We start from the raw sequence: 20,498 nt of genomic DNA on the forward strand, positions 1-20,498 counted from the left end.
GATTTTAGATTACAGCATTGGGAATGAGTGAAAGCATCCAGGATACAAGCCACCGGATTTATCTGTCCAGAAATAAAAAACCTGTATCCGATAAAGGAGCCCCCGAATTTATCCGTGGGTTCAATGCTTCAATTCTAAAATCTAAAATCTAAAATCGATTGACTGAGGACGATCGGAGTTTGGAGGTTGCGTATAGTTGTATTATTTTTTAAAATTTGTATAAATAGCAACCAGCAAAGCCAAGAAGTGATTCTTGGAATGCCACACCATACCCGGAGAGGGTTGGCGTATGGAGGATTTCATTATGAGAACTGATAAAAAATGATAGATGCCGTAGCCCTGCCCGTAACAGAAGAAAGTCAAGTGGGAGAAGCGCGCCGAATCGCAGTCGCCCTGGCGGCCGAAGTCGGATTTAACGAGACCGATCGCGGTAAAGTAGCAATTGTTACCACCGAAGCAGCAAAAAACGTGGTCAAGCACGCCCGCGAAGGAGAAATTTTGCTGCGAACATTAAAAACAACGGCAGGATATAGCATTGAAATAGTAGCGCTCGATAGGGGGCAGGGAATGGCAAATGTCGCGCTGTGTCTACGGGACGGTTTTTCTACAGCGGGAAGCCCTGGAACTGGACTGGGTGCAATTCAACGCCTCTCTACTTTTTTTGATATTCATTCTGTACCAAAACTGGGGACAGCTTTATTAGCGCGGCTGGAACCGACCCAAAATAGCCGGGAAGCATCCCAAAACAGCAATTACTTGGAATTAGGGGTCATCCACTTGCCAAAAGCAGGAGAGCAAATTTGCGGGGATTCCTGGGCTGCGGAAAATCACTGGGAGAAAAACCTGATTTTAGTTGCAGACGGGCTCGGCTACGGGGATTTGGCCCAGGAAGCGTCTCAGGAAGCAGTGCGCGTATTTGAGGAAAACGCCAAACTCGGGCCGAAAGCAATTTTAGAGAAGGCGCACGCTGCTTTAAAAAATACCAGAGGAGCGGCTGCGGCGATCGCCCAAATCGATCCTACCCAACAAACAGTTTGTTTTGCCGGAATTGGCAACATCAGTGGTGTAGTGGTCACAGATAACCAAAGCCGCACCATGGTTTCCTACAATGGCACAGTTGGACATATGATGCGAAAAGTAGCAGAATTTGTTTATCCTTGGTCGCAGCAGTCCCTACTCATCATGCACTCCGACGGTTTGGCGGCGCAGTGGAATTTAAACCGCTACCCGGGTTTAGCCTCCAGACATCCTGCTTTAATCGCAGCCGTGCTCTACCGGGACTTCAAACGCACTCGCGATGACATGACAGTTATAGTAGCCAAGGTGAGAGAAGCAGCGTGAGTTACCCAATCCTGACGACGGAAGTCCGCTTTGAACAAGACATCGTACAAGTACGCCAAAGAGCTCGCCAAATTGCTAAAGGGCTGGGATTCGATTCCCAAGTACAAACCCGCATCGCCACAGCAGTTTCCGAAATTGCCCGCAATGCTTTCAAATATGCAGGCGGTGGCAAAGTAGAATTCATTGTGGAAGGGGAATCGCCCCAAGTTTTTCGGACTCGGATTTCCGACACGGGGCCGGGAATTGCTGATTTACCGGCTGTGTTAAGCCCCAATTTTCGATCGCAAACCGGCGCGGGACTCGGTTTAGCAGCAGCAAAACGGTTGATGGACGAAGTGAAAATCGACTCGGCGCCCGATCGCGGAACGGCTGTACAATTAATTAAACAGTTTTCCAAAAATATGCCGGCGCTGAGTGCGATCGAACTAAATCAATTAGTTGACAAACTAGCGCGCCAAATTCCCGAAGATCCCTATGCCGAAATTCAGCAGCAAAATCAAGAATTACTACGCACTTTAGACGAACTCCGCCAGCGTCAAGAAGAACTCGTACAATTAAATCAACAACTAGAAGATACCAATCGCGGAGTTCTGGCACTTTACGCTGAATTGAACGACAAGGCCGAATCTCTCCGGCGCGCCAGCGAACTCAAAACCAGCTTTCTCTCCAATATGAGCCACGAGTTTCGCACTCCGCTAACGGCAATTATGAGCCTTTCGGAAATATTGTTAAATCGCCTCGACGGAGAACTTTCAGCCGAACAGGACAAGCAAGTAAATTACATTTACAAATCCGCCGAATCTCTCGCAGAACTTGTCAACGATTCGTTAGATTTAGCCAAAGTGGAAGCCGGAAAACTAACTGTTCGGGTGGCTGATTTTGAAATCGAAGATTTGTTCAGCGCTCTGCGAGGAATGATGCGCCCCCTGCTTCCCCAAAACTCTGCTGTTTCTATAATTTTTGAAGAGCCTCTCGAACTTCCCATCCTCACAACCGACGAGGGAAAAGTTGCTCAGATTTTGCGAAATCTGATTTCTAATGCCCTCAAATTTACCGAAGCAGGTGAAGTTCGAGTTGCTGCGGAAATAGGAGAGGAGGGAACAGTTACTTTTTCAGTAGCAGATACGGGGATCGGCATTCCTCCAGCCGACCAAAGGCGGATTTTTGAAGAATTTGTCCAACTCGAAAACCCCTTGCAGAAGGGCGTCAAAGGCACGGGATTGGGATTGTCTCTATGCAAAAAACTGGCGGAATTTTTGGGGGGAAGCATTAAAATCACAAGTTCACCCGGAGTGGGTTCGACTTTTTTGGTGACACTGCCGATTCTGTATCCTGGAGAGGAAGAAAACCCTTTGGAAATGTCGGCTGCTAAGGGAGATGAAATATCGCCCAAAAGCGCCAATTCTCGTAGCTTGCGGGGTTCCGGGCGATCACCCGCGGCGGATTCAGCAGCCAAAGTTTTGATTGGGGAGGATGAAGATAGTTTTTCCGTATTTGCTGAAAAACTTGCCACCAATTCCTTGTACTGCGATATAGGTCGCCAACGGCGCTGATGGTGGATGCGACTGCTCCTTGAGCAACCGCAAGCAATTTTTATCGACATTGTGATACCGGATCAGACCGAATTTCAGGTTTTGGAAGGGTTGAAATGCGATCGAACTATTTGTCAAATACCTGCTATTGTGATGAATTCAAAACATTTTGGGTTACATCACTTTTTTACTGTGCGGGATGCTAGGACTTCATGATAAAAAATATTATTCCGATGCGAAGAGAAACGATATCAGGAATTATAGCTGTTGAGGACTGAAGTCCGATGCTGCAAACCTAATTATATTTTTTCCCCGAATTTTATATGGTTCGTAAGAGAGTTAATTTATAGCAGGCAAGATTTATTTAATTTGCAACAGAATTTAACCTTTGTGCTGTAAAATGTAGCAGTTCTCAGTTGCCGACTATATAGTAGGGGCTTACCGAGGGTCTGTTTTCGTGTCGGCGATCGGCTAAAACCCATGATAAATCTCGTTCTTAGCAAAGTCTCGATTAATAAAAATAATGCAACAGTAGGCCCGTAATTCAAACCCATACAAAATAAGCCATTCCCAATTCTAAAATCTAAAATCTAAAATCTAAAATCTAAAATGGTATGACTTTCATCTCCCTTCAATATGCGCTGTTTCTGTTAGTTTTGTTCGCGGCTTACTGGTTGGTTCCGCTGCGGTGGTGGCGGCTGTTCATCATGCTGGCGGGTAGTTTAATTTTTTACGCTTCGCTGCAAATTTGGTACATTCCTCTGCTGTTAATCGGTGCTTTGTTTAATTACTGCTTGGCGATGGCGATTGGGGAACCTCTGGATTGGCGGATTGCTAATGAATCTTGGAACCGCCGCCGTTTGTTGCTGCTGTGGATAGGCATCTGCCTGAATGTGTTGCTGCTTCTGGGCTTTAAGTATGTGCCTTTTTTATTGAGTTCGATCGGCACTTTGTTCAATTGGCCTTTAGCTATCGAGGGGGCTGACTGGGTGAAAAGTCACGTCATCGCACCCCTGGGATTGAGTTTCTTTTGCTTTGAGTGCATTGCTTATTTGATTGACGTGTACCGAGGCGCGCCGGCTGCTACTTCGCTGCTGCACTTTGCTGCTTACAAGTTGTTTTTTCCCAAGCTGATTTCCGGCCCGATTACTCGGTATCACAACTTGATCTATCAACTGAAAACCCAGCAATTTCCGACGCCCGATCGCATTTCTGAAGCGCTTTGGACGATCGCCTTTGGTGCAGTAAAAAAAGGTCTTTTCGCAGATAACTTGGGAATTTATGTCGATTTAAGCTTTACCAACTTGCAGCGGGCGGGTAGCGAGGATTTGTGGCTGGCTATTTTTGCTTACGGGCTGCAACTTTATCTCGATTTTAGCGGCTATGTTGACATGGCGCGCGGTACTGCTTTGCTGTTGGGTTGGTATTTGCCACCAAATTTTGATTTTCCTTATTTTAGTGCCAGCATAGCTGATTTTTGGCGACGCTGGCACATGACTTTAGGCGATTGGCTACGCAATTATTTGTATTTTCCTTTGGGCGGTTCGCGAGTCGGTTTGTGGCGCACTTGTCTGAATTTGTCAATTGTCATGTTAATTGCGGGAATTTGGCACGGGGCAGCTTGGGGATTTATTGTGTGGGGGGGTTTACACGGTTTAGCTTTGGCGGTTCACAGGCTGACTGATGTGCTGTTTAAGCGGTTGCGGATCGAGTTTTTGTGGGAAAATCCGATCGGGATTGCGATCGGTTGGCTGTTGACTCAGGCCATGGTTTTTGGTAGTTGGATATTTTTCCGCCTTCCCGATTTAAAGGATTCTGGATGGGCGATTTCGCATTTGTGGGGACACACTGCTGACGTGCAGTTTGCTGAGAAAGTTTATGTAGAAGCTTTGGGTTTAGATAGAGTGAGTTTAGCTTGGATGTTGGCTGCTTTGGCTGTGGCGATGCTGGGGAATTATGCGTTGAGTCGGGGTTTGAAATTAGAGTTAAATTGGCCGATGAAATTGGTGTTAGTGCCGCTTTGTTTGTATGCGGTTTGGGTGTTGGCTCCCGAAGGCGGTTTGCCTTATATTTATTTTGATTTTTAGGGCATTATAGAAAAAGGAAGAAGGAAGTTCGGCAACGGATTCTGTAACGGATGTAACGGATGTAACGGATGTCATGAAGAAGGAAGTTGGGCAACGGATGTAACGGATGTCATGAAGAAGGAAGAAGGAAGAAGGAAGAAGGAAGAAGCAATAAAATCAATCGTTTCAGCCATTAACAACGTCCTAACCGTCTTGGCTGTTGCTATATTTGATTTTCCTTTTATTCCCCGTAAGGTGCGCCGAAGTGATTCCCCGCTTTGGTGCGCGGTGCCCACCCTAGAAATCACAGTCAACAGTCAACAGTCAACAGTCAACAGTCAACAATCATATCGAGGAGTGCACCCTACAACTGATAAGAACACCAGTCACTCCAGCTACCGACATAAAGTTTAGCATCGGGAATTCCGGCGATTTCTAAAGACAGTAAATTAACGCAAGCCGTCACCCCGGAACCGCAATAAACAATAATTTCTTCGGCTTTTTCTAATTCCGTCCACCGCTGTTTTTGTTCGGATGCCGATCGCACTTTTCCAGTTTCATCCGTCACCCCTTGCCAAGGATAGTTAACCGCACCCGGAATGTGACCTGCAATGGGGTCTATCGGCTCCCGCAAACCTTCATATCTCTCACTTTCTCGCGAATCAACCAAAACCTCTCCCGGCAAGTCTTTACGCTCTTTTACCGCCTCAATATCTACCGCCAAATTCTGCTGCAATTGAGCAACAAATTTACCCTCGCGGGGTTCTGGCAAAATATTTGTTACCGGATATCCCCCCGCTTTCCAGCCGCTGAAACCGCCGTCTAACAAAGCGACTTTGCTGTGTCCCATATATCGCAGCAGCCACCACAAACGAGCAGCAAAAGCCAGCCGCGAATCGTCATAGGCGACGACTAAAGTTTCTGGTGAATTAATGCCGATCGCGCTCAATTTATCAGCTAATTCTTCAATATTTGGCAGCGGATGTCTACCGCCGTGTTTGCCCACTGAACTCGCGAGATCGCGGTTTAAATCTAAATAGAAAGCTCCCGCAATGTGACTTTCTTGATATTGTTTTTGTCCCAATTCAGGGTCGGCAAGGGAAAAACGACAGTCAATGATTACAACTTGCGGATTGTCGGTATTGGTGGCTAACCATTCAGGAGAAACGATTAAAGTGTTGTCAGTCATAATTCTTCAAAATCTATATTTTAACATTTAGCGGGAAGGAGCTTTTTTATCGCGTTCTGCTTTGTCGGTACGAGATTTTTTTGAAGTTTCTTTCTCCGAAGCTCTTTTTTCAGAATTTGATTTTTTAGGAGTTGCTTTTTCCGAAGGTGATTTTTCGGCGGGTGCGGGAGTTGGAGTTGGCAGAGGAGGAGTTACTGCTGCTTCTTGAGCGTAAAGCAGATATTTCTGATACTCAATTACTTTTGCTTGAGCTAGTTGATGGTTGGGGCTAGAGACTGGTACTCTTCTCATTAATGAAACCGCTTCTTGCCAACGATCTATAACTGTACTCCAATCTTCCTTGGTTTTTGCCGATCGCCCCAATTCTGCTGCTTTGAGTGCGCTGTTAACGGCTTCTCGAAAAGTATCTGGTATAGTATCCGGTGCAGTTGCTAAATTTGCTGTTTCCTCGGGATTATTCCCCGCAGTTGCTGCTGGCTGGTTCAAAATTTTACCGACAAATGCCACCACCGCGATCGCCAACATACCCGTTACTAGCCCGACTACAATGAAAGTCGATCGCAGTCGGTTTTCAAATGCAGCAAGTTCCGGCGGTTTTTCCTCCTCAATATTGCTCTCCATGTCTGTGCGATCGTCCATATTAACAACAGCAGTATTTGGTACAGATTCTCCTGCAAAGCTCTGTGGTTCAAAATTGCTGTTCTCCAAACTAAACTCTTGACTCCAAGCAGCAGCAATCTGACCGCTTTCTCGGCCCTCAACCTTCACTTTGCGAATCGAATCCGGCTGCAAATTCGTTAGCTCGGTGCGGACAAAATCAACTAACTTATTTTCTCTGGGTACCTGCTCGGCCTCAAGAATTACATCCAAACAGTCGCCGTCGAGATTCGCCGAGGCTGTGATGCCTTCAGATTGCAACTGGCTGTTTAGCCAAGATGCGATAGCCTGCGGATTTCCCTGCTTGGCAAGTTCCTGAAAATTAAGCTCTGTCATAGCTGGACACCTGATAATGCAGAAGGTAGAAGGTAGAAGGAATGAAAAAGTCAGAAATAGTTTTTTTAAAGTTGAAAACACCCTAACTGAAATTCAACAAATAGTATAATGTATCGTGGCAAATCCCAGCCCTAAGATGCAAATTATCACTCTCGCTCCCCCTCCCAGCCCTTGGGAAAAGACTTCAGTCCTTTCTACGAACCGAACTCAGGTTTGCAGTACAGCCAAAAATCTTCTCGCTGAGCCGCCAAATACCGCTGCTTCAACCTGGTAATTGATACCGGGCGCGCAAGCAAGTCCAGATACCGCAACGGCGTTAAGTTGAACCGCAAGCATCGCCCCTACAACCAGCATCCGCCTGGAAAAATCCTCGATCGCGCGGATGCGAGATTTGAGATTAAAAAATTGTGCGATCGCAGTGCCATCGGCGGACAGCGAGTGATATCATCAGTTAGTCAATATTCAAGTTTTTATAGCAAATAACTCGATCGCACAATGGTAGCAATAGCAATTTTAGCGGCTGGACGCGGCACGCGCATGAAATCTGACTTGCCTAAAGTTCTACACGAATTGGGCGGTCGATCGCTAGTTGAGCGAGTCCTCCAAAGTTGTCAAGAAATTCAAATTACCAGGCGACTTGTCATCGTCGGTTATCGAGGCGAACTCGTTAAAGAATCCCTGATTCGAGGTCAAGAATTATCAGGGAAAAATCCTCAATCTCCTCCCCTAGAATTTGTCGAACAAACTGAACAATTGGGAACAGGTCATGCCATCCAACAATTGCTGCCTCACTTAGAGGGATTTCAAGGAGACTTGCTGGTATTAAATGGGGATGTACCTTTGCTGAGGGCAGAAACTATCAAAGAATTGATTGCTGTTCACAAACAGCACCAAAATTCTGCTACTTTATTGACAGCTAATTTGCCGAATCCTCAAGGATACGGGCGAGTATTTGCTGACAGTCAAAACTTAGTCCAGCAAATTGTCGAAGACCGCGACTGCACACCAGATCAAAAGCAAAATCAACGAATTAATGCAGGTGTTTACTGCTTTCACTGGCCGGATTTAGAGAAAATTTTGCCAGAATTGAAGGCAGACAATGACCAAAAAGAATATTACCTAACTGATACGGTAAATTTCCTCAATCCGGTGATGGCGGTGGATGTGGAAGATTATCAAGAAATATTGGGAATTAACGATCGCAAACATTTAGCCACAGCTTGCGATATTTTGCAAACGCGGGTAAAGGACAAGTGGATGACAGCGGGAGTGACGCTGCTCGATCCCAACAGCATTACGATCGACGATACCGTAGAGTTGCAGCCGGATGTGGTAATTGAACCACAAACTCACTTGCGGGGAAATACTTCGATCGCCTCTGGGAGTCGCATCGGCCCCGGCAGTTTGATCGAAAACAGTCAAATTGCAGAAAACGTGACTGTGCTTTATTCGGTGGTTTCTGACAGTATGGTTGCTGAAAATGCGCGAATTGGCCCTTACGCACACTTGCGGGGACACGCAGAAATTGGGTCGAACTGTCGCGTCGGCAATTTTGTAGAATTGAAAAATACTCAAATAGGCGATCGAACTAATGTCGCTCACTTGTCTTATTTAGGCGACGCGACTTTGGGGGAAAAAGTCAACATCGGTGCTGGGACAATTACGGCGAATTATGACGGAAAAAACAAGCACAAAACTCAAATAGGCGATCGGACTAAAACGGGTTCTAACAGCGTGCTGGTTGCACCGATAACTTTGGGGGAAGATGTTAATGTAGCGGCGGGTTCTGTGGTGACGGAAGATGTGCCGAATGACTGTTTAGTAGTTGCCCGTTCCCGGCAAGTTGTCAAACCAGGCTGGAAGTTGAAAGAACCTAAAAAGTGAAAAATCGTTCACTTTTTAGATGATCGGTTTCCACCCGCGAGTTTCGCACTGGATACCAAAGAAACCGGGTTTTTATAACGGAAGCGATCGCACTCTAGAAGAGATTTTGGTGAAAAACCCGGTTTCTGCGTAAGTCTCCAACCTTGAGAAATCGGGTTGATCGCGATCGGCTATTTTTGGTTATTTTGTTGGTGCAGATAGTTGTTAATCGCTTTAGCGATTTTTGCTTGCTGGTATGGGTTCATCGTGCGGGGTAGGGAGATGCGAGAGCCTCCACAAACTAACAATCTGATTTCGTACCAAGTGTCATTATCCCGATCTTTTGTTCGATCGACTTCCACGCCATAAATCTCGCACAGAGAGTATTCCATTACTTTACGTGCCAACAAACCCCGCTGTTTAACAGTCAAGGTGTTTAAAGTTCCATCGAAGCTGTAGGTTTCATTATTTCTCAAGACGATCACTGCGATTGCTGTAAGCAAAAATATGCCTCCTGTCCATCCCAACCAGCGATCTTCTTGGCTTAAGCGCAGCAATCGATCTTTTGCATTTTTAACATAAAAATTGATATCCGAAGCAACAGCGTCTTGGGTTCCCCAATTAGTGGAGTTAGCAGTGAAAGGAACATTGCCAATAGAAGTCAAAAGTACAACTCTGGTTTTATAGCCGCATCTTTCAACTTTAGCTCCCCGCAAAGAAGCAAGCTCAATTTCTTTGATGTTCGACCCCAGTAAATTCGAGCGCACCAACTGGCAATTTCCTTGTTTTGCCTGCAATCGCTGGCAACTCAAGGTTGCTGCATGATAGTCGAAAGTCACCGATATCAGTCCAACTGCCATGAATAAACAACTAGGGAGCCAAAAATCAAATATGCTTTTAGTCTGAATTATTAATTCACTTGCTGTTTGCTTGATTATTTTCATTTATCTCCCCCTTAAATTCCAAAAATGATGTTGCAGAGCGCCTTACTAACCCCGATCAGCCGAATTGTTAACTTATATATTATTTGAAGTCGTCCTCTGCCATGACCCTTTTATTTTAGTAATAGGTTAGCACTAAAATTCCTGACCGACAACAAATGTCGCGAGTTTACCGGCGGCTTAGTTTAAGATAGCTTTCCATGATTTAAAACACATGAATCTTAAAAATATATTAATTATGTTATGTGGAATAAAACGTTAGCTTCGTGCTCCGTAGGGAAGTAATCACCCAGGTGAGTACAGGTTTACATTTGGTTACATTATCAGTTTTATTTGCGCCTACTTAATTATCGTTAGTTATTAACTTGGGCGATTCCCTACATGATAGCTACGATTCACGGACTTGCAGGGCAAATACATTGCTAAGCGTGCGATTATCGCTAATCGATATATAGCTGCGAATCAAGTCAGCCATTTTGTACTGTTCTGTTAGTGAATAGCTTCTTAAACAGATGATATCGCCCCCGAACATCCACAAATGAACATAATAGCTACGATTTCCCTCGCTATCTCTTATTTCCTCTAATTCCACCGCAGAAATCTCGCGAGTTGAGCATTCGGTAACATTATGAAGCCACACACCCCGTCGTTTAATGGTCATTTTGCTAAAAGTTTTATCAAAAATATATGTTTCATCTATCGCCCCGTCCAATAAAGACAGAGAAAACAACAGAAATATGCCTCCACCTATCCAATTTGACGCTAAAATAATCTGCAAGAGTCCAATGACGATGAAGGGAGAAATTAATAGCAAACCATCCCAGGCGCTGGCAGTTTTAATTGTTAGTTTAGTTGGTGTTTGTTTGAGAATTTTCATGAGTTTAGTTATTCAGCTTAAAAACGAGGTTAATTACTTATATATCCGCTGTCTGCAATTTTTAAGGCACGGATTATTATTTGACACTGCTTTGGACGATCGCACTTTTGGTGTTGTCAACAGCCTTGACAGCATAAGCATCGCCCGGACGTAGCTGTAAAGCTCTGTTAAAATTGATTAAAGCCGTTTGATAGTCTCCCTGCCCGTAGTAGATATAACCGAGTTTCATCGATTGTTTGAAGTCAGAATTTTGAGCAGAAACACGAGGAGAATTAGGCTCAGAAACAGGTGCTGCAGAAGCAGGAGATGGCTCGGCAGCAGGAACTGACTCGAAAGCAGGAGATAACTCTTGGTTGGGTGATGGAGAAGTGTTGAAACCAGAAGGAAAAGAAGAGGGCGATTGCTCGTTATACCCCTGCTCTACATTAGATCCAGAGTCAGAGAGTTTTACAAAATTTTTGCCATAAAATACTGAAGTAATGCCTCCCAATACAAACATTAGTAATCCAGCACATTGAATCAAAAAGGTTTTTCTGATTTTTTTATTGCTCCAATTTTTGATATAAAAAACCACTGATGCCAATGGGACAAGCAAGTAAAGCACTCCCCAAATAGTTTCCTCTCCAAAAGCTTGAACTAATCCCCAAAAATAGCCAACAAGACTTAAAACTAAACCTAGGATAAAAAATAAGGCGATCGCAATTCCAGGCATTTTCTATTTCTCCGATTGATGTATAGTTATTTTGCCAACTGTAAAGGAGAGGATTTTCTACCTGCAACTCATTCCCCCGTTGGCTGTATAAAAAATAGATTAGCGGTGACAACAGTTCGATCGCGCACAGCCAATGTTAGGATTTTGGTTAGGAATTTGACTAGGAACTCGATCGCGACTGCCGCAAATGATACCCTCTACCCTCGATCGACCCGAAGAACCATTTGCACGGGCAAGCAAAGGCTGGGACATCCAAAAGCTTTACACCGACTTGGCAAATGCCAAAAAAGAATTCGCCCCCCACACCAGAAGAGGGCTGACACCTGTAGAAAAGCGGCATCTCTGCGGCTTGTTGTGCGGCTACAGTCCAGCGGAAATTGCGGTTTTTCTCAACAAACAAATCAAAGGTGTAGAAGTTGATTTGTCAAAAACTTTGTACAGATACATAGAATTATTGACAAATCGGCCCCGAAATGCACTCAAAAATTGGAGAGATGCGATCGACTGGCTGGAAATAGCCGGATATAAAACGCAGCCAAAAACCTCAACCGGCGCCATCTTAAAAGCAACTCTCCACCATTCAGACAGGATTTTGTCTGCAGCTATTAGTCCCGACGGACAATTCCTCGCAACGGGCTCAGAGGACAGTACAGTGAAAATTTGGAGTTAGCACAGCGGGGAACTGCGGCAGACGATTTTCGGACATTCCACAGCCGTATTGCTAGTTGCTTTCAGCCCTGCCAGCAAAACGCTGCTGATCGCGCGCGGGCACAGTCAAACTCTGGAACCTGCAAAACGGCGAACTGCTAAAGCGTTTGGCAGACGTGCGCCGCCACGAATCCGTCGCCGTTACGCCATGCCTGTGGGTTTTATCTAGCATCTCTTGGTCATGACACCATAGCTATTCAGGCTTATCTGGGACACAAGAATATTCAACGCACTATTTGCTACACGGAGTTATCGCCAGACCGCTTCCCGAATTTCTGGCTCGACTGAAACTATTTTTGGTTCAAAATCTCTACAAATCAATGGTTTCAACTGCCTTGCTTTACAAAATTTTACAACCTGTCCTCTTTTGCGCGTATCCCGGCTGAACCCCATTGAGACTGTGGTTTAATTAATGTCTAAAAAGTTACACAGAATTTTTTTGTTCTACAAAGCTTTCACAGCAATGGTTTTAGCCTATCTTCCCTCTGGTAACAGCTTCGCTAGCTCCTCGCCACCCTGCAATTTTCTTGACATCTTCCTTAAGGAGGAAGTATATTTGTTTATATTGTAGTAATGCTACTTCGGTTTTTACTAATATCCCTAACTAGACTCTGATAATGAAAAATCTATACAGCTTGCCTTCCTTGACAATGAATTATTCAGTTCCAATCGCTAAAATCCTTCAGAGTTTAATGGTTGCTACGGCCTTAGCCTTACCACTATCCGTAATGACAGCAAAGAGTGTTTTAGCTGAAACTTTCGAGTTTACTATTACTAACAAGACGGCTACTAATATAACAACATTTCAGACCTCTCCCACAGGAGTAGATGATTGGGAGGAAGACCTTCTTGGTATAGATATACTGAAACCTGGAGCATCTACAATAATAACTTTTCCCGACGGTCGGAATGTCTGTACTTACGATATCAAAGCTGTTTTTGATGATGGGGAAGAAAGTATAAAATATAAAGTTAATCTTTGTACACTAGGAACCTTTTCGTTCTACGACTAATAACGCAAGTTGCTAGTTATGCGAAGCGGTTTCCGAGCGCGTAGCGCCTGTCGTCGGGCGCTACGCGCTGTCAAGCTGTTCAATAAATCGCGATAAGATGCTTCGCTTGAGTCATTTAAGCAATACAATTGGATCTATGAATAGAATTTGGATAGTTAAAGGCTGGCTGAAAAAATTGCTATTTATGCAATCGTACTCCCTTCCCGCTGTAAGATTATAGAATCAGGTTGTAGATCTGCTTAATTGTCTTTGGGATTTGACTTTGTGTCGGCAATTCTTCCGTTTCAAATAATTCTTTTATTCGTTTTTTTACCTCTTCTATGCTCGTTCCCACTGGCAAATGGTGTAGTAGCCTCAGTCTTAGTAAATGGATTAGATATTCTGCTAGATTGAAGTTCGGTGAGTATGTTGGTGTATAAATTAACTCTACTGTGATCTTCTCCTCTATCTCTAATGCTATTTGTTCAGCTATTAAATATTTCTTCATCTTCTTTCTCTAGGTCGAATTATTATCCAACAATATCCTTATGTGATGCGCTTTTTCTTTGATACTTTCTTGGGACAATTCTCCTATCTATAATGCTATATCTTCGGTTTTTGCTATGGGTGATATAGCCTTTCTCAGAAAGATGGAGTACGCCGAAACCCTGTCTTGTCATGTCAAGCTTTTGAAGTTTAATTGTGTACCTCATCTACCCAAGAACCGCTATAGTCTGACAAACTTTTTTCCACTTATAGCATCTACCGCTAATAGTCCATTCAGCTTCTCTCTTTTTTTCCCTTCATTTGATGCCACTTCTGCTCGCGTATTTTTTTCTTCCCATCCATAGTATAGGCTTGGTCGATTCGTGACTGCAAATTCATCAAAAAATACTATTTTCTCCCCACTCTTTCTCTCTGCTATTTTTTTTTTGAACTTCCACAAACTCCTTCTGCTTCTGGCGATGCCTTTGCATAATCTCGATGCGCTTTTTGATGAGATATATTTAGATCGGCTAAAATTTTATATATTCTCGACGTTTTTAGCTCTACTTTCCACCGTTGCTTTGTTACCGCCGGCATGATTTTTCCTGTCCAGATTTCTCTGTCTGTCCCATACTTTGTTGGTTTCGCCTCTAAAATCATTCTCTTTAATTAATTTTTGCCGTTTTTCTTGCTCCCGTCTTGATTTTACCTGGTGCTTGATTGGTTGGACTATTCCCTATAACCCGATTTCTAAGTACGTTTTGACCTATCTTGCAAATGTTATATCTGTGCAGCCTAATAGCTTCGTCACTTCTGCACGACTTTTTCCTTCACTTAGATGCCTAATTGCCGATAACCTTTGCCTGATATAGGATTGCTGATTCTTGTAGTACAGTCGTTGCCACTGCTTTTTCTCTAGGCTTACCTACCGCAATTGTTGACTAAGATTCATTTCTCTTACTCCCTTTTTTTGATTTTACCTCTATCTATATTCTTTGGGCGGGAAGGGAGTAAGCATCGGCCGATGAATTGTAGGGAAATGGCACGGCGGCGTGTCCTGACTGTGGGTAATATCCATTCTGATGCCATTAGATTTGATATAAAACTAACGCCGATCAAGCTCCCCGACTTCTTGGAGAAGTCGAGGATCGGAATCACCGATTAAGAACCATTTTAAGCAATAAAAATCAACGTTCCCTTGCTCATTTCCAAAGTATCGCCCCTTTGCATACCGTTGTGAAAAGCACCCAAAATCACCTCGCTAGTTTTGCCGAAAGCGATCGCCCCGCTAGCATCAATTCCAATTGCGCCAAAATCCCGTTGACGTTCGTCAGCTTCAGTAAAAGAACGCTCAAAAGCAGCTTTCAAACTCAAACCATCTGTCACCCGAATCACAATTCGCGCCGCCAAACACTCGTCCATAATGTGCTCGCCAATCCCCGTACAGCTTACCGCCGCACTTCCAGCGGCGTAATTTCCCGCCGGCATCGCCGAGTCGCTAACCCGCCCAATCCGCTCAAAACCCTTGCCACCAGTCGAAGTGCCAGCAGCCAAGCGTCCATGCACATCCAAAGCTACGACTCCGATCGTACCCACACCGGCGGGTTCGGCAACCACGTCAGCCATTGCTTTACTAAAATTGCCTTGGCGTTCCTGCATCCACTCGTGCAAGCGCAAATCCGTCATCGGATCGTAAATCGGCAATTGAAGTTCTCGCAGCAATTCCGCCGAACCAAAATCAGAGAGAACCCGATCGTCCGAATGCTGCAAAAATTGAGCAAGTTCGATCGGATGTTGAACGCGAGAAACATTAATCGCCCCGCTGAAACGCTGCATCAAACCGTCCATTAGCGAAGCACTCATCCGAATTTGACCGTCCGACTGCACTACAGAACCAGTACCGGCATTGAATCGCGGGTCATCTTCCAACAATTGGCAGCCCCGCACCACTGCATCTACGGCACTTGCACCGTCTTTCAGCAGCGGATAAACTTCCTCCAAAACATCGTAAAGCGATTTCCGCACCGCCTCAATTCCGCCTTTACTATGTAGAGAACTGCCCGCACCGCCGTGAATAACTAGCTTTGGTTGCACTTGTTGCGATGCCATAATTTATAACCTAATAACCTAAAATTTTTCCTTTGCAATCTTAGCTTTGATCGAGCAACTTGCCCTACATTCTTAATCTTGAGCCGCCAAACGGCGGCGACGACAACGTTCAGAGCAGTATTTGACCTCATCCCAGCAGTCCGCCCATTTTTTGCGCCAAGCAAAAGGTCGATCGCACACCGGACACATTTTTGTAGGCAAATCAGATTTGGATCGTTGCTTAGCCATGCTAATTTTGACAATAGATTAACTAATTCACATCTTGTACCATTTTTATGAACAGGCAAGATGACTGTTCCACAAGAGTTAAATTTGATTGTGGAACAGGCATCTTGCCTGTTGCTAAGGAAACAACCTAATTTCTACCAAACACCTCCCCAAATAAAAATGCTCGAAACGGCCGACGCCAACATCCGAATAGTTTTAGTCGAACCGGCAGGCCCATTGAATGTCGGTTCTGTTGCCCGCGTCATGAAAAATATGGGTTTGCACCAATTAGTTTTGGTAAATCCCCACTGCGATCATTTAGGGGAAGAAGCCCGACTGATGGCTGTTCGCGCCGCCGACATATTGGAAACGGCCAAAGTAGTCGAGAGTTTGCCCGCTGCTTTGGTGGGATGTGTCAGAGCGATCGCAACTACAGGGGATGATTGTCGATCGTTGCCAACACAACTAGAAGAACCCGCAGAAGCCTTGCCTTGGCTCCTAGAAGCCCCCAGCGCCCTCATTTTCGGCCGAGAAGACTGCGGCTTAACCAATGCCGAGTTAAACCGCGCTCAACGCCTGATCCGCATTCCCAGCAGCGATGCCTACACTTCCCTAAATCTCGCCCAAGCCGTCGCTATCTGCTGTTACGAACTATACAAGTCAGTTGTCAGTTGTCAGTTGTCAGTTGTCAGTGGCCAAAAGGAATCGGCTCCCTTGGAAAATTTAGAGGGATATTACCAGCAACTAGAAACGCTGTTACTCAAAATAGGATATTTGCAGCAGCACACAGCAGCAAGCCGGATGGAAAAATTTCGGCGTTTGTACAACAGGGCCTATCCGACAGTGGATGAAGTCGCCATGCTGCGGGGCGTCCTCCGCCAAACAGAATGGGCAATCAAAACTTATCCACGAGAGGCAAATTCTGATACTCTGGATAGGGCGTTACCGGAAAATCCAACAGATAGCTAGGAGAAAAGCTGATAATTGGGGATGTGAGATTGAGAATTTTTTTCACAGAGAACTTTCGTACACCCACTTGTCACCTTCGTAACAGGGTTTCTTGACTAAAAACCTAAGCTTTGCGATAATTTGCGAGCAATAAACCCGGTTGCTGATACCATGCAGCGTCTGGGGTAAATCTAAAATCTAAAATCTAAAATCTAAAATTGATTGGCTGACAAGCTGAAAAATCTTAAACTTGAACTTTACATTAGTGATGAAGGAGTAAGACGTGGCAGAGCGGTTTCCCAAAGGATCGATATTATCGGTGATATCCTCGATATCCTCTCCCAACTCCGGCTCAAAGCAGCCTAAGTCCGGCAAAGCAAGTCAGTCTGGCAACTCGGGCCGCCGCCGTCCTCCCCAACCGCAAAACGGCAATCCAGAAATTCGATCGCCCGAACCTGCAACTTTGCCACCGCAACAAGGCCGCGGCAGCAGAATTGGAGCCAATTCTCCCACATCTTCGGAAGAATTTACTACACAAGACTTTTTATCCGATCCTCGATCGGCAATTAACCCCAGAAAACCCAGAACCAGCAAAACTCCGCAGTCGAAGACTCGCCAACCGCGCAAAAAAGGTCTCGCTGCTGTCGATATGTTCGAGTTTCCGGATCCGACTCTGGAGCGGGAAAATGTGAGTTCGATCGCCAGCAATCCCAACACCCAGCTCCCAACTGCCACTCCCCCTGCAACCCGTGGAAGTCGTCCCAGTTCGCCCCCAGTTCGCATTTCAGACACGGTAATCCCCGCAGATACCAAAAAACCCCCCGTGCCTAAACCGCGCCCACAAGCGAGTCAGAGACCGGGTAAACGCTCTGCACCTCGGAGCGTGTCGCCGTTGGTGTACGCTACTCGCTTGCTGATTTTGGGAGTTGGGATAGCGGTGATTTGCGGTACCCTGCTGTCGGTGGTGAATGCCGTCAGTCGAGCATCCACGGTAGCGACAGAAGAACAAACCACCGTAGGGCAGAAAGACCCAGCCGATAGCGCATCTGCGGCATCCGCAACCCCAGAAGTGCTACAACTGAATCAAGAATTAGGAGCTTTGAAAACCCAAGTTCAGGTTTTAGCAACAGAAAATCCTAGTTTGACAGCGGGAATATTTCTAGTTGATTTAGATACTGGAAGCTACCTAAATTTTAATGGCGATACTGCTTTTGCTTCAGCTAGCACGATTAAAGTGCCAATTTTAGTAGCTTTTTTCCAAGCAGTAGATGAGGGCAAAGTGCAGTTAGATCAGATGCTGACGCTGAAGTCCGAACACATTGTCGGCGGTTCTGGGGATATGCAAGACCAGGCTCCTGGCAAGAAGTATTCGGCTTTGGAAGTAGCCCAAAAGATGATTGTTGTCAGTGACAATACGGCGACAAATATGATGATTGAGTTGTTGGGAGGTGCTGAGGTGTTGAATCAGCATTTTGCCAATTGGGGTTTGAGGGCGACGGTTCTCCGCAATAATTTGCCTGATTTGGAGGGAACTAATACTACCAGTCCGCAGGATTTAATTAATATCATCGCCCAGATCGATCGGGGTAATTTGGTGTCGGTGAAATCGCGCGATCGTATTTTGCAAATCATGCGCCAAACTAAAAATGATTCTTTGCTGCCGAAAGGTTTAGGCGAAGGTTCAATTATTGCTCACAAAACCGGCAATATTGATACAATTCTTGCGGATGCGGGTATGGTGGATTTGCCGAATGGTAAGCGTTATTTGGTGGCGGTGATGGTGAAGCATTCACCGGAAACAGAGAAGCCAGCTCAAACATTGATTCGGGAGGTTTCTCGGATGAGTTACCGCTATTTGTACGGTGGGGAAACGCCAGCCGATTCACAAGTGAAAATTAAAAAGTGAAAATTTAACCGGGTTTTTTCCGGCTAGTGTTGTAGACTTTATCAAACTATAAATCAGTTTGTATTATGAAAGTAAACATCCGCCTTGCTTGTCTGGTAGCGCTCTCAACTTTAGCCGTTGGAGTCTCCCCCACCTTGAGTAATGCTAATCCTGCTCCTGAATATGAGACCGACGGTGTGAGAGTGATCAACAATAATATCGAACTCAATCGGGCAAAAAACTTAGCCCGTCAAGCAGCAGAAAGGGCTAATGGGGGGTTAGGCAACTATCGAGCTGAACCTTCTATGCACGGTACTTCTAAGGAATCGCCGTTTGTTGACAATGGCGATGGAACTTGGACTTTTACTTTTAAGGGTAACAAGCCTGGTTCGTCTGTCTATACTGTAGAAACAGTTGTTACGGTTTCTCAAGATGGCCGAATCAGAGTTGATTATAATGGGCGAATCCGCGAGTCAAGCGGAATTTAACAATACTTCGGACTTATATCAATTCCGGTTACACCGGAATGATGGGGAGTGGGGAGTGGGGGAATGTGGAATTATTGACTTTGACTTTATCATTCCCATGCAACCGGAAACGATATGAACTTGTGAAATAGCGATCGCCCGATTAGAGAAATCCTTGATTAAGCTTTCGGAGCGGGTGATTCTCGCAACATTCTTTCGCTACTGAGATCACGATCGATTTTCTTTGTTAAGCCGAGAGCGGGATCTGTCAAATAAACAAACGAGGGCACTCCGGTCACGCTTTCAAGTTGCTTGTTACCTCGTCAGGCAAAATAGAAGCAGGTTGATAAGTTTGCTCGTGATAAGTAGTGATATCTAAAAAAGTGTAATATAAAGAGAGATAGAGTTTACTAGATAGAGATTAGCAAAAGCTATGAAACTCAAGCATTTTATCAATCTGCACAAAGGACTCAGCTTTCCATTTATTTTGACACTGATGTTCATTTACCAAAATTTTAATTTTGGTGCTTGGGTTTATCTCGCTCTGCACGGTACTTATGGTTTGTTGTGGCTGCTCAAAAGCCAGATATATCCAGATAAACAGTGGGAACAAGAAATCTCTGTCGGAATGGGAATATTAGGCTTTGTGTTAGTTAGCCTCTATTGGGTAGCACCTTTTATTTTGATTAGCAGTGGCTCACAACCACCTCTGCCGTTAGTGGCAGCAGCAATTTCCCTAAATATTATCGGTGTCTTTCTACACTATACTGCGGATGCACAGAAGTATTACACCCTTAAGTACCGTTCGGGACTAATAACTGAAGGATTTTTTGCCCGATCGCGCAATACGAATTACTTAGGAGAAATCCTAATCTACGCAGCGTTTGCGATGCTAGTTCAGCACTGGCTACCTTTTTTAATTCTGGCAGCTTTTATTGCTGGTGTTTTTATTCCTAACATGATAAAAAAAGATCGTTCACTCGGACGATATCCTGAATTTGCCGACTACAAAACTAGGTCAGGACTTTTACTACCTCGACTATTTGTATCGACAGCTCTCGAACAAAAAAAAGACAGTTTAGAGGAGAAAGTGGGTTAAAAATAGTAGACCTCTTGCAAAATAATTTTATGCTATAATCAAGGGTTTGGCTTAAGTGGAGCAGATTGCAGGTTATAGCTAAT

21 protein-coding genes are annotated in these 20,498 nt (G+C 44.9%); 12 read left to right on the plus strand and 9 right to left on the minus strand.

Annotated elements, in window-relative coordinates:
- Positions 1-321: 321 nt before the first annotated feature.
- The 3 genes from QUB44_RS23050 (at position 322) to QUB44_RS23060 (ending at position 4,960) form a co-directional block, all read left to right on the plus strand.
- Entirely contained in the window at positions 322-1,341 is a 1,020-nt protein-coding gene (locus QUB44_RS23050; RefSeq protein WP_333371081.1) for an ATP-binding SpoIIE family protein phosphatase, read from the plus strand.
- Positions 1,338-2,894 carry an ATP-binding protein gene (locus QUB44_RS23055; protein ID WP_333371084.1) on the plus strand — a complete coding sequence of 519 codons (1,557 nt, stop codon included), beginning with the start codon at positions 1,338-1,340 and terminating at the stop codon, positions 2,892-2,894. Before QUB44_RS23050 ends, QUB44_RS23055 begins: the two co-directional genes overlap by 4 nt.
- Before the next feature lie 593 nt (positions 2,895-3,487).
- On the plus strand, positions 3,488-4,960 hold the full coding sequence (locus tag QUB44_RS23060) for an MBOAT family protein (protein WP_333371086.1): 1,473 nt from the start codon (positions 3,488-3,490) through the stop codon (positions 4,958-4,960).
- A gap of 343 nt (positions 4,961-5,303) precedes the next feature.
- Here QUB44_RS23060 and QUB44_RS23065 read toward each other — a convergent pair whose 3' ends face one another.
- Positions 5,304-6,128: a sulfurtransferase gene (locus QUB44_RS23065; RefSeq protein ID WP_333371089.1), complete on the minus strand. Its 825-nt coding sequence runs from the start codon at positions 6,126-6,128 to the stop codon at positions 5,304-5,306.
- Between the two features lie 27 nt (positions 6,129-6,155).
- The gene (locus QUB44_RS23070) at positions 6,156-7,121 is read right to left on the minus strand and encodes a hypothetical protein (RefSeq protein WP_333371091.1); all 966 of its coding nucleotides are present in this window, start codon (positions 7,119-7,121) and stop codon (positions 6,156-6,158) included.
- Positions 7,122-7,442: 321 nt separating this feature from the next.
- On the opposite strand from QUB44_RS23070, the gene QUB44_RS23075 reads away from it, so the two are divergent.
- Both QUB44_RS23075 and glmU read left to right on the plus strand, forming a co-directional pair.
- Positions 7,443-7,604 (plus strand): hypothetical protein, encoded by a 162-nt coding sequence (locus QUB44_RS23075; protein WP_333161471.1) that lies wholly within the window; start codon positions 7,443-7,445, stop codon positions 7,602-7,604.
- Between the two features lie 12 nt (positions 7,605-7,616).
- Positions 7,617-9,005 carry a bifunctional UDP-N-acetylglucosamine diphosphorylase/glucosamine-1-phosphate N-acetyltransferase GlmU gene (gene glmU, locus QUB44_RS23080; RefSeq protein ID WP_333371093.1) on the plus strand — a complete coding sequence of 463 codons (1,389 nt, stop codon included), beginning with the start codon at positions 7,617-7,619 and terminating at the stop codon, positions 9,003-9,005.
- A gap of 170 nt (positions 9,006-9,175) precedes the next feature.
- Here the strand turns inward: glmU and QUB44_RS23085 are convergent, their stop codons facing one another.
- The 3 genes from QUB44_RS23085 to QUB44_RS23095 form a co-directional block, all read right to left on the minus strand.
- Positions 9,176-9,928, minus strand: a complete 753-nt coding sequence (locus tag QUB44_RS23085; protein WP_333161468.1) for a hypothetical protein — start codon at positions 9,926-9,928, stop codon at positions 9,176-9,178.
- Positions 9,929-10,313: 385 nt separating this feature from the next.
- Positions 10,314-10,802: a hypothetical protein gene (locus tag QUB44_RS23090; protein ID WP_333371095.1), complete on the minus strand. Its 489-nt coding sequence runs from the start codon at positions 10,800-10,802 to the stop codon at positions 10,314-10,316.
- Between the two features lie 76 nt (positions 10,803-10,878).
- Positions 10,879-11,514 (minus strand): tetratricopeptide repeat protein, encoded by a 636-nt coding sequence (locus QUB44_RS23095; protein WP_333371098.1) that lies wholly within the window; start codon positions 11,512-11,514, stop codon positions 10,879-10,881.
- Between the two features lie 187 nt (positions 11,515-11,701).
- On the opposite strand from QUB44_RS23095, the gene QUB44_RS23100 reads away from it, so the two are divergent.
- Complete coding sequence (locus QUB44_RS23100; RefSeq protein ID WP_333371100.1) at positions 11,702-12,184, plus strand: WD40 repeat domain-containing protein; 483 nt, start codon at positions 11,702-11,704, stop codon at positions 12,182-12,184.
- 51 nt (positions 12,185-12,235) lie between these two features.
- Here QUB44_RS23100 and QUB44_RS23105 read toward each other — a convergent pair whose 3' ends face one another.
- Positions 12,236-12,394, minus strand: a complete 159-nt coding sequence (locus QUB44_RS23105) for a hypothetical protein (protein WP_333371102.1) — start codon at positions 12,392-12,394, stop codon at positions 12,236-12,238.
- Positions 12,395-12,411: 17 nt separating this feature from the next.
- Here QUB44_RS23105 and QUB44_RS23110 point away from each other — a divergent pair, with 17 nt between their 5' ends.
- On the plus strand, positions 12,412-12,510 hold the full coding sequence (locus QUB44_RS23110; RefSeq protein ID WP_333371119.1) for a hypothetical protein: 99 nt from the start codon (positions 12,412-12,414) through the stop codon (positions 12,508-12,510).
- A 329-nt stretch (positions 12,511-12,839) separates the two neighbouring features.
- Positions 12,840-13,235, plus strand: coding sequence for a hypothetical protein (locus QUB44_RS23115; RefSeq protein WP_333371104.1), 396 nt, complete (start codon positions 12,840-12,842; stop codon positions 13,233-13,235).
- Between the two features lie 900 nt (positions 13,236-14,135).
- Here the strand turns inward: QUB44_RS23115 and QUB44_RS23120 are convergent.
- The 3 genes from QUB44_RS23120 to QUB44_RS23130 form a co-directional block, all read right to left on the minus strand.
- Entirely contained in the window at positions 14,136-14,360 is a 225-nt protein-coding gene (locus QUB44_RS23120) for a winged helix-turn-helix domain-containing protein (protein ID WP_333371106.1), read from the minus strand.
- Positions 14,361-14,873: 513 nt separating this feature from the next.
- Positions 14,874-15,809 (minus strand): isoaspartyl peptidase/L-asparaginase, encoded by a 936-nt coding sequence (locus tag QUB44_RS23125; RefSeq protein ID WP_333371109.1) that lies wholly within the window; start codon positions 15,807-15,809, stop codon positions 14,874-14,876.
- A 72-nt stretch (positions 15,810-15,881) separates the two neighbouring features.
- Entirely contained in the window at positions 15,882-16,037 is a 156-nt protein-coding gene (locus QUB44_RS23130) for a DUF2256 domain-containing protein (RefSeq protein WP_333371111.1), read from the minus strand.
- Positions 16,038-16,196: 159 nt separating this feature from the next.
- Here QUB44_RS23130 and QUB44_RS23135 point away from each other — a divergent pair, with 159 nt between their 5' ends.
- The 4 genes from QUB44_RS23135 to QUB44_RS23150 all read left to right on the plus strand — a co-directional run bounded on the left by QUB44_RS23135 (position 16,197) and on the right by QUB44_RS23150 (position 20,415).
- Positions 16,197-16,985, plus strand: a complete 789-nt coding sequence (locus tag QUB44_RS23135; RefSeq protein ID WP_333371121.1) for an RNA methyltransferase — start codon at positions 16,197-16,199, stop codon at positions 16,983-16,985.
- 298 nt (positions 16,986-17,283) lie between these two features.
- Entirely contained in the window at positions 17,284-18,870 is a 1,587-nt protein-coding gene (locus tag QUB44_RS23140) for a serine hydrolase (protein ID WP_333371113.1), read from the plus strand.
- 65 nt (positions 18,871-18,935) lie between these two features.
- The gene (locus tag QUB44_RS23145) at positions 18,936-19,337 is read left to right on the plus strand and encodes a hypothetical protein (RefSeq protein ID WP_333371115.1); all 402 of its coding nucleotides are present in this window, start codon (positions 18,936-18,938) and stop codon (positions 19,335-19,337) included.
- 412 nt (positions 19,338-19,749) lie between these two features.
- On the plus strand, positions 19,750-20,415 hold the full coding sequence (locus QUB44_RS23150) for a DUF1295 domain-containing protein (protein WP_333371117.1): 666 nt from the start codon (positions 19,750-19,752) through the stop codon (positions 20,413-20,415).
- Positions 20,416-20,498: the final 83 nt, after the last annotated feature.

This window comes from Microcoleus sp. AT3-D2 (assembly GCF_036705715.1).
Classification (GTDB): Bacteria; Cyanobacteriota; Cyanobacteriia; order Cyanobacteriales; family Microcoleaceae; genus Microcoleus.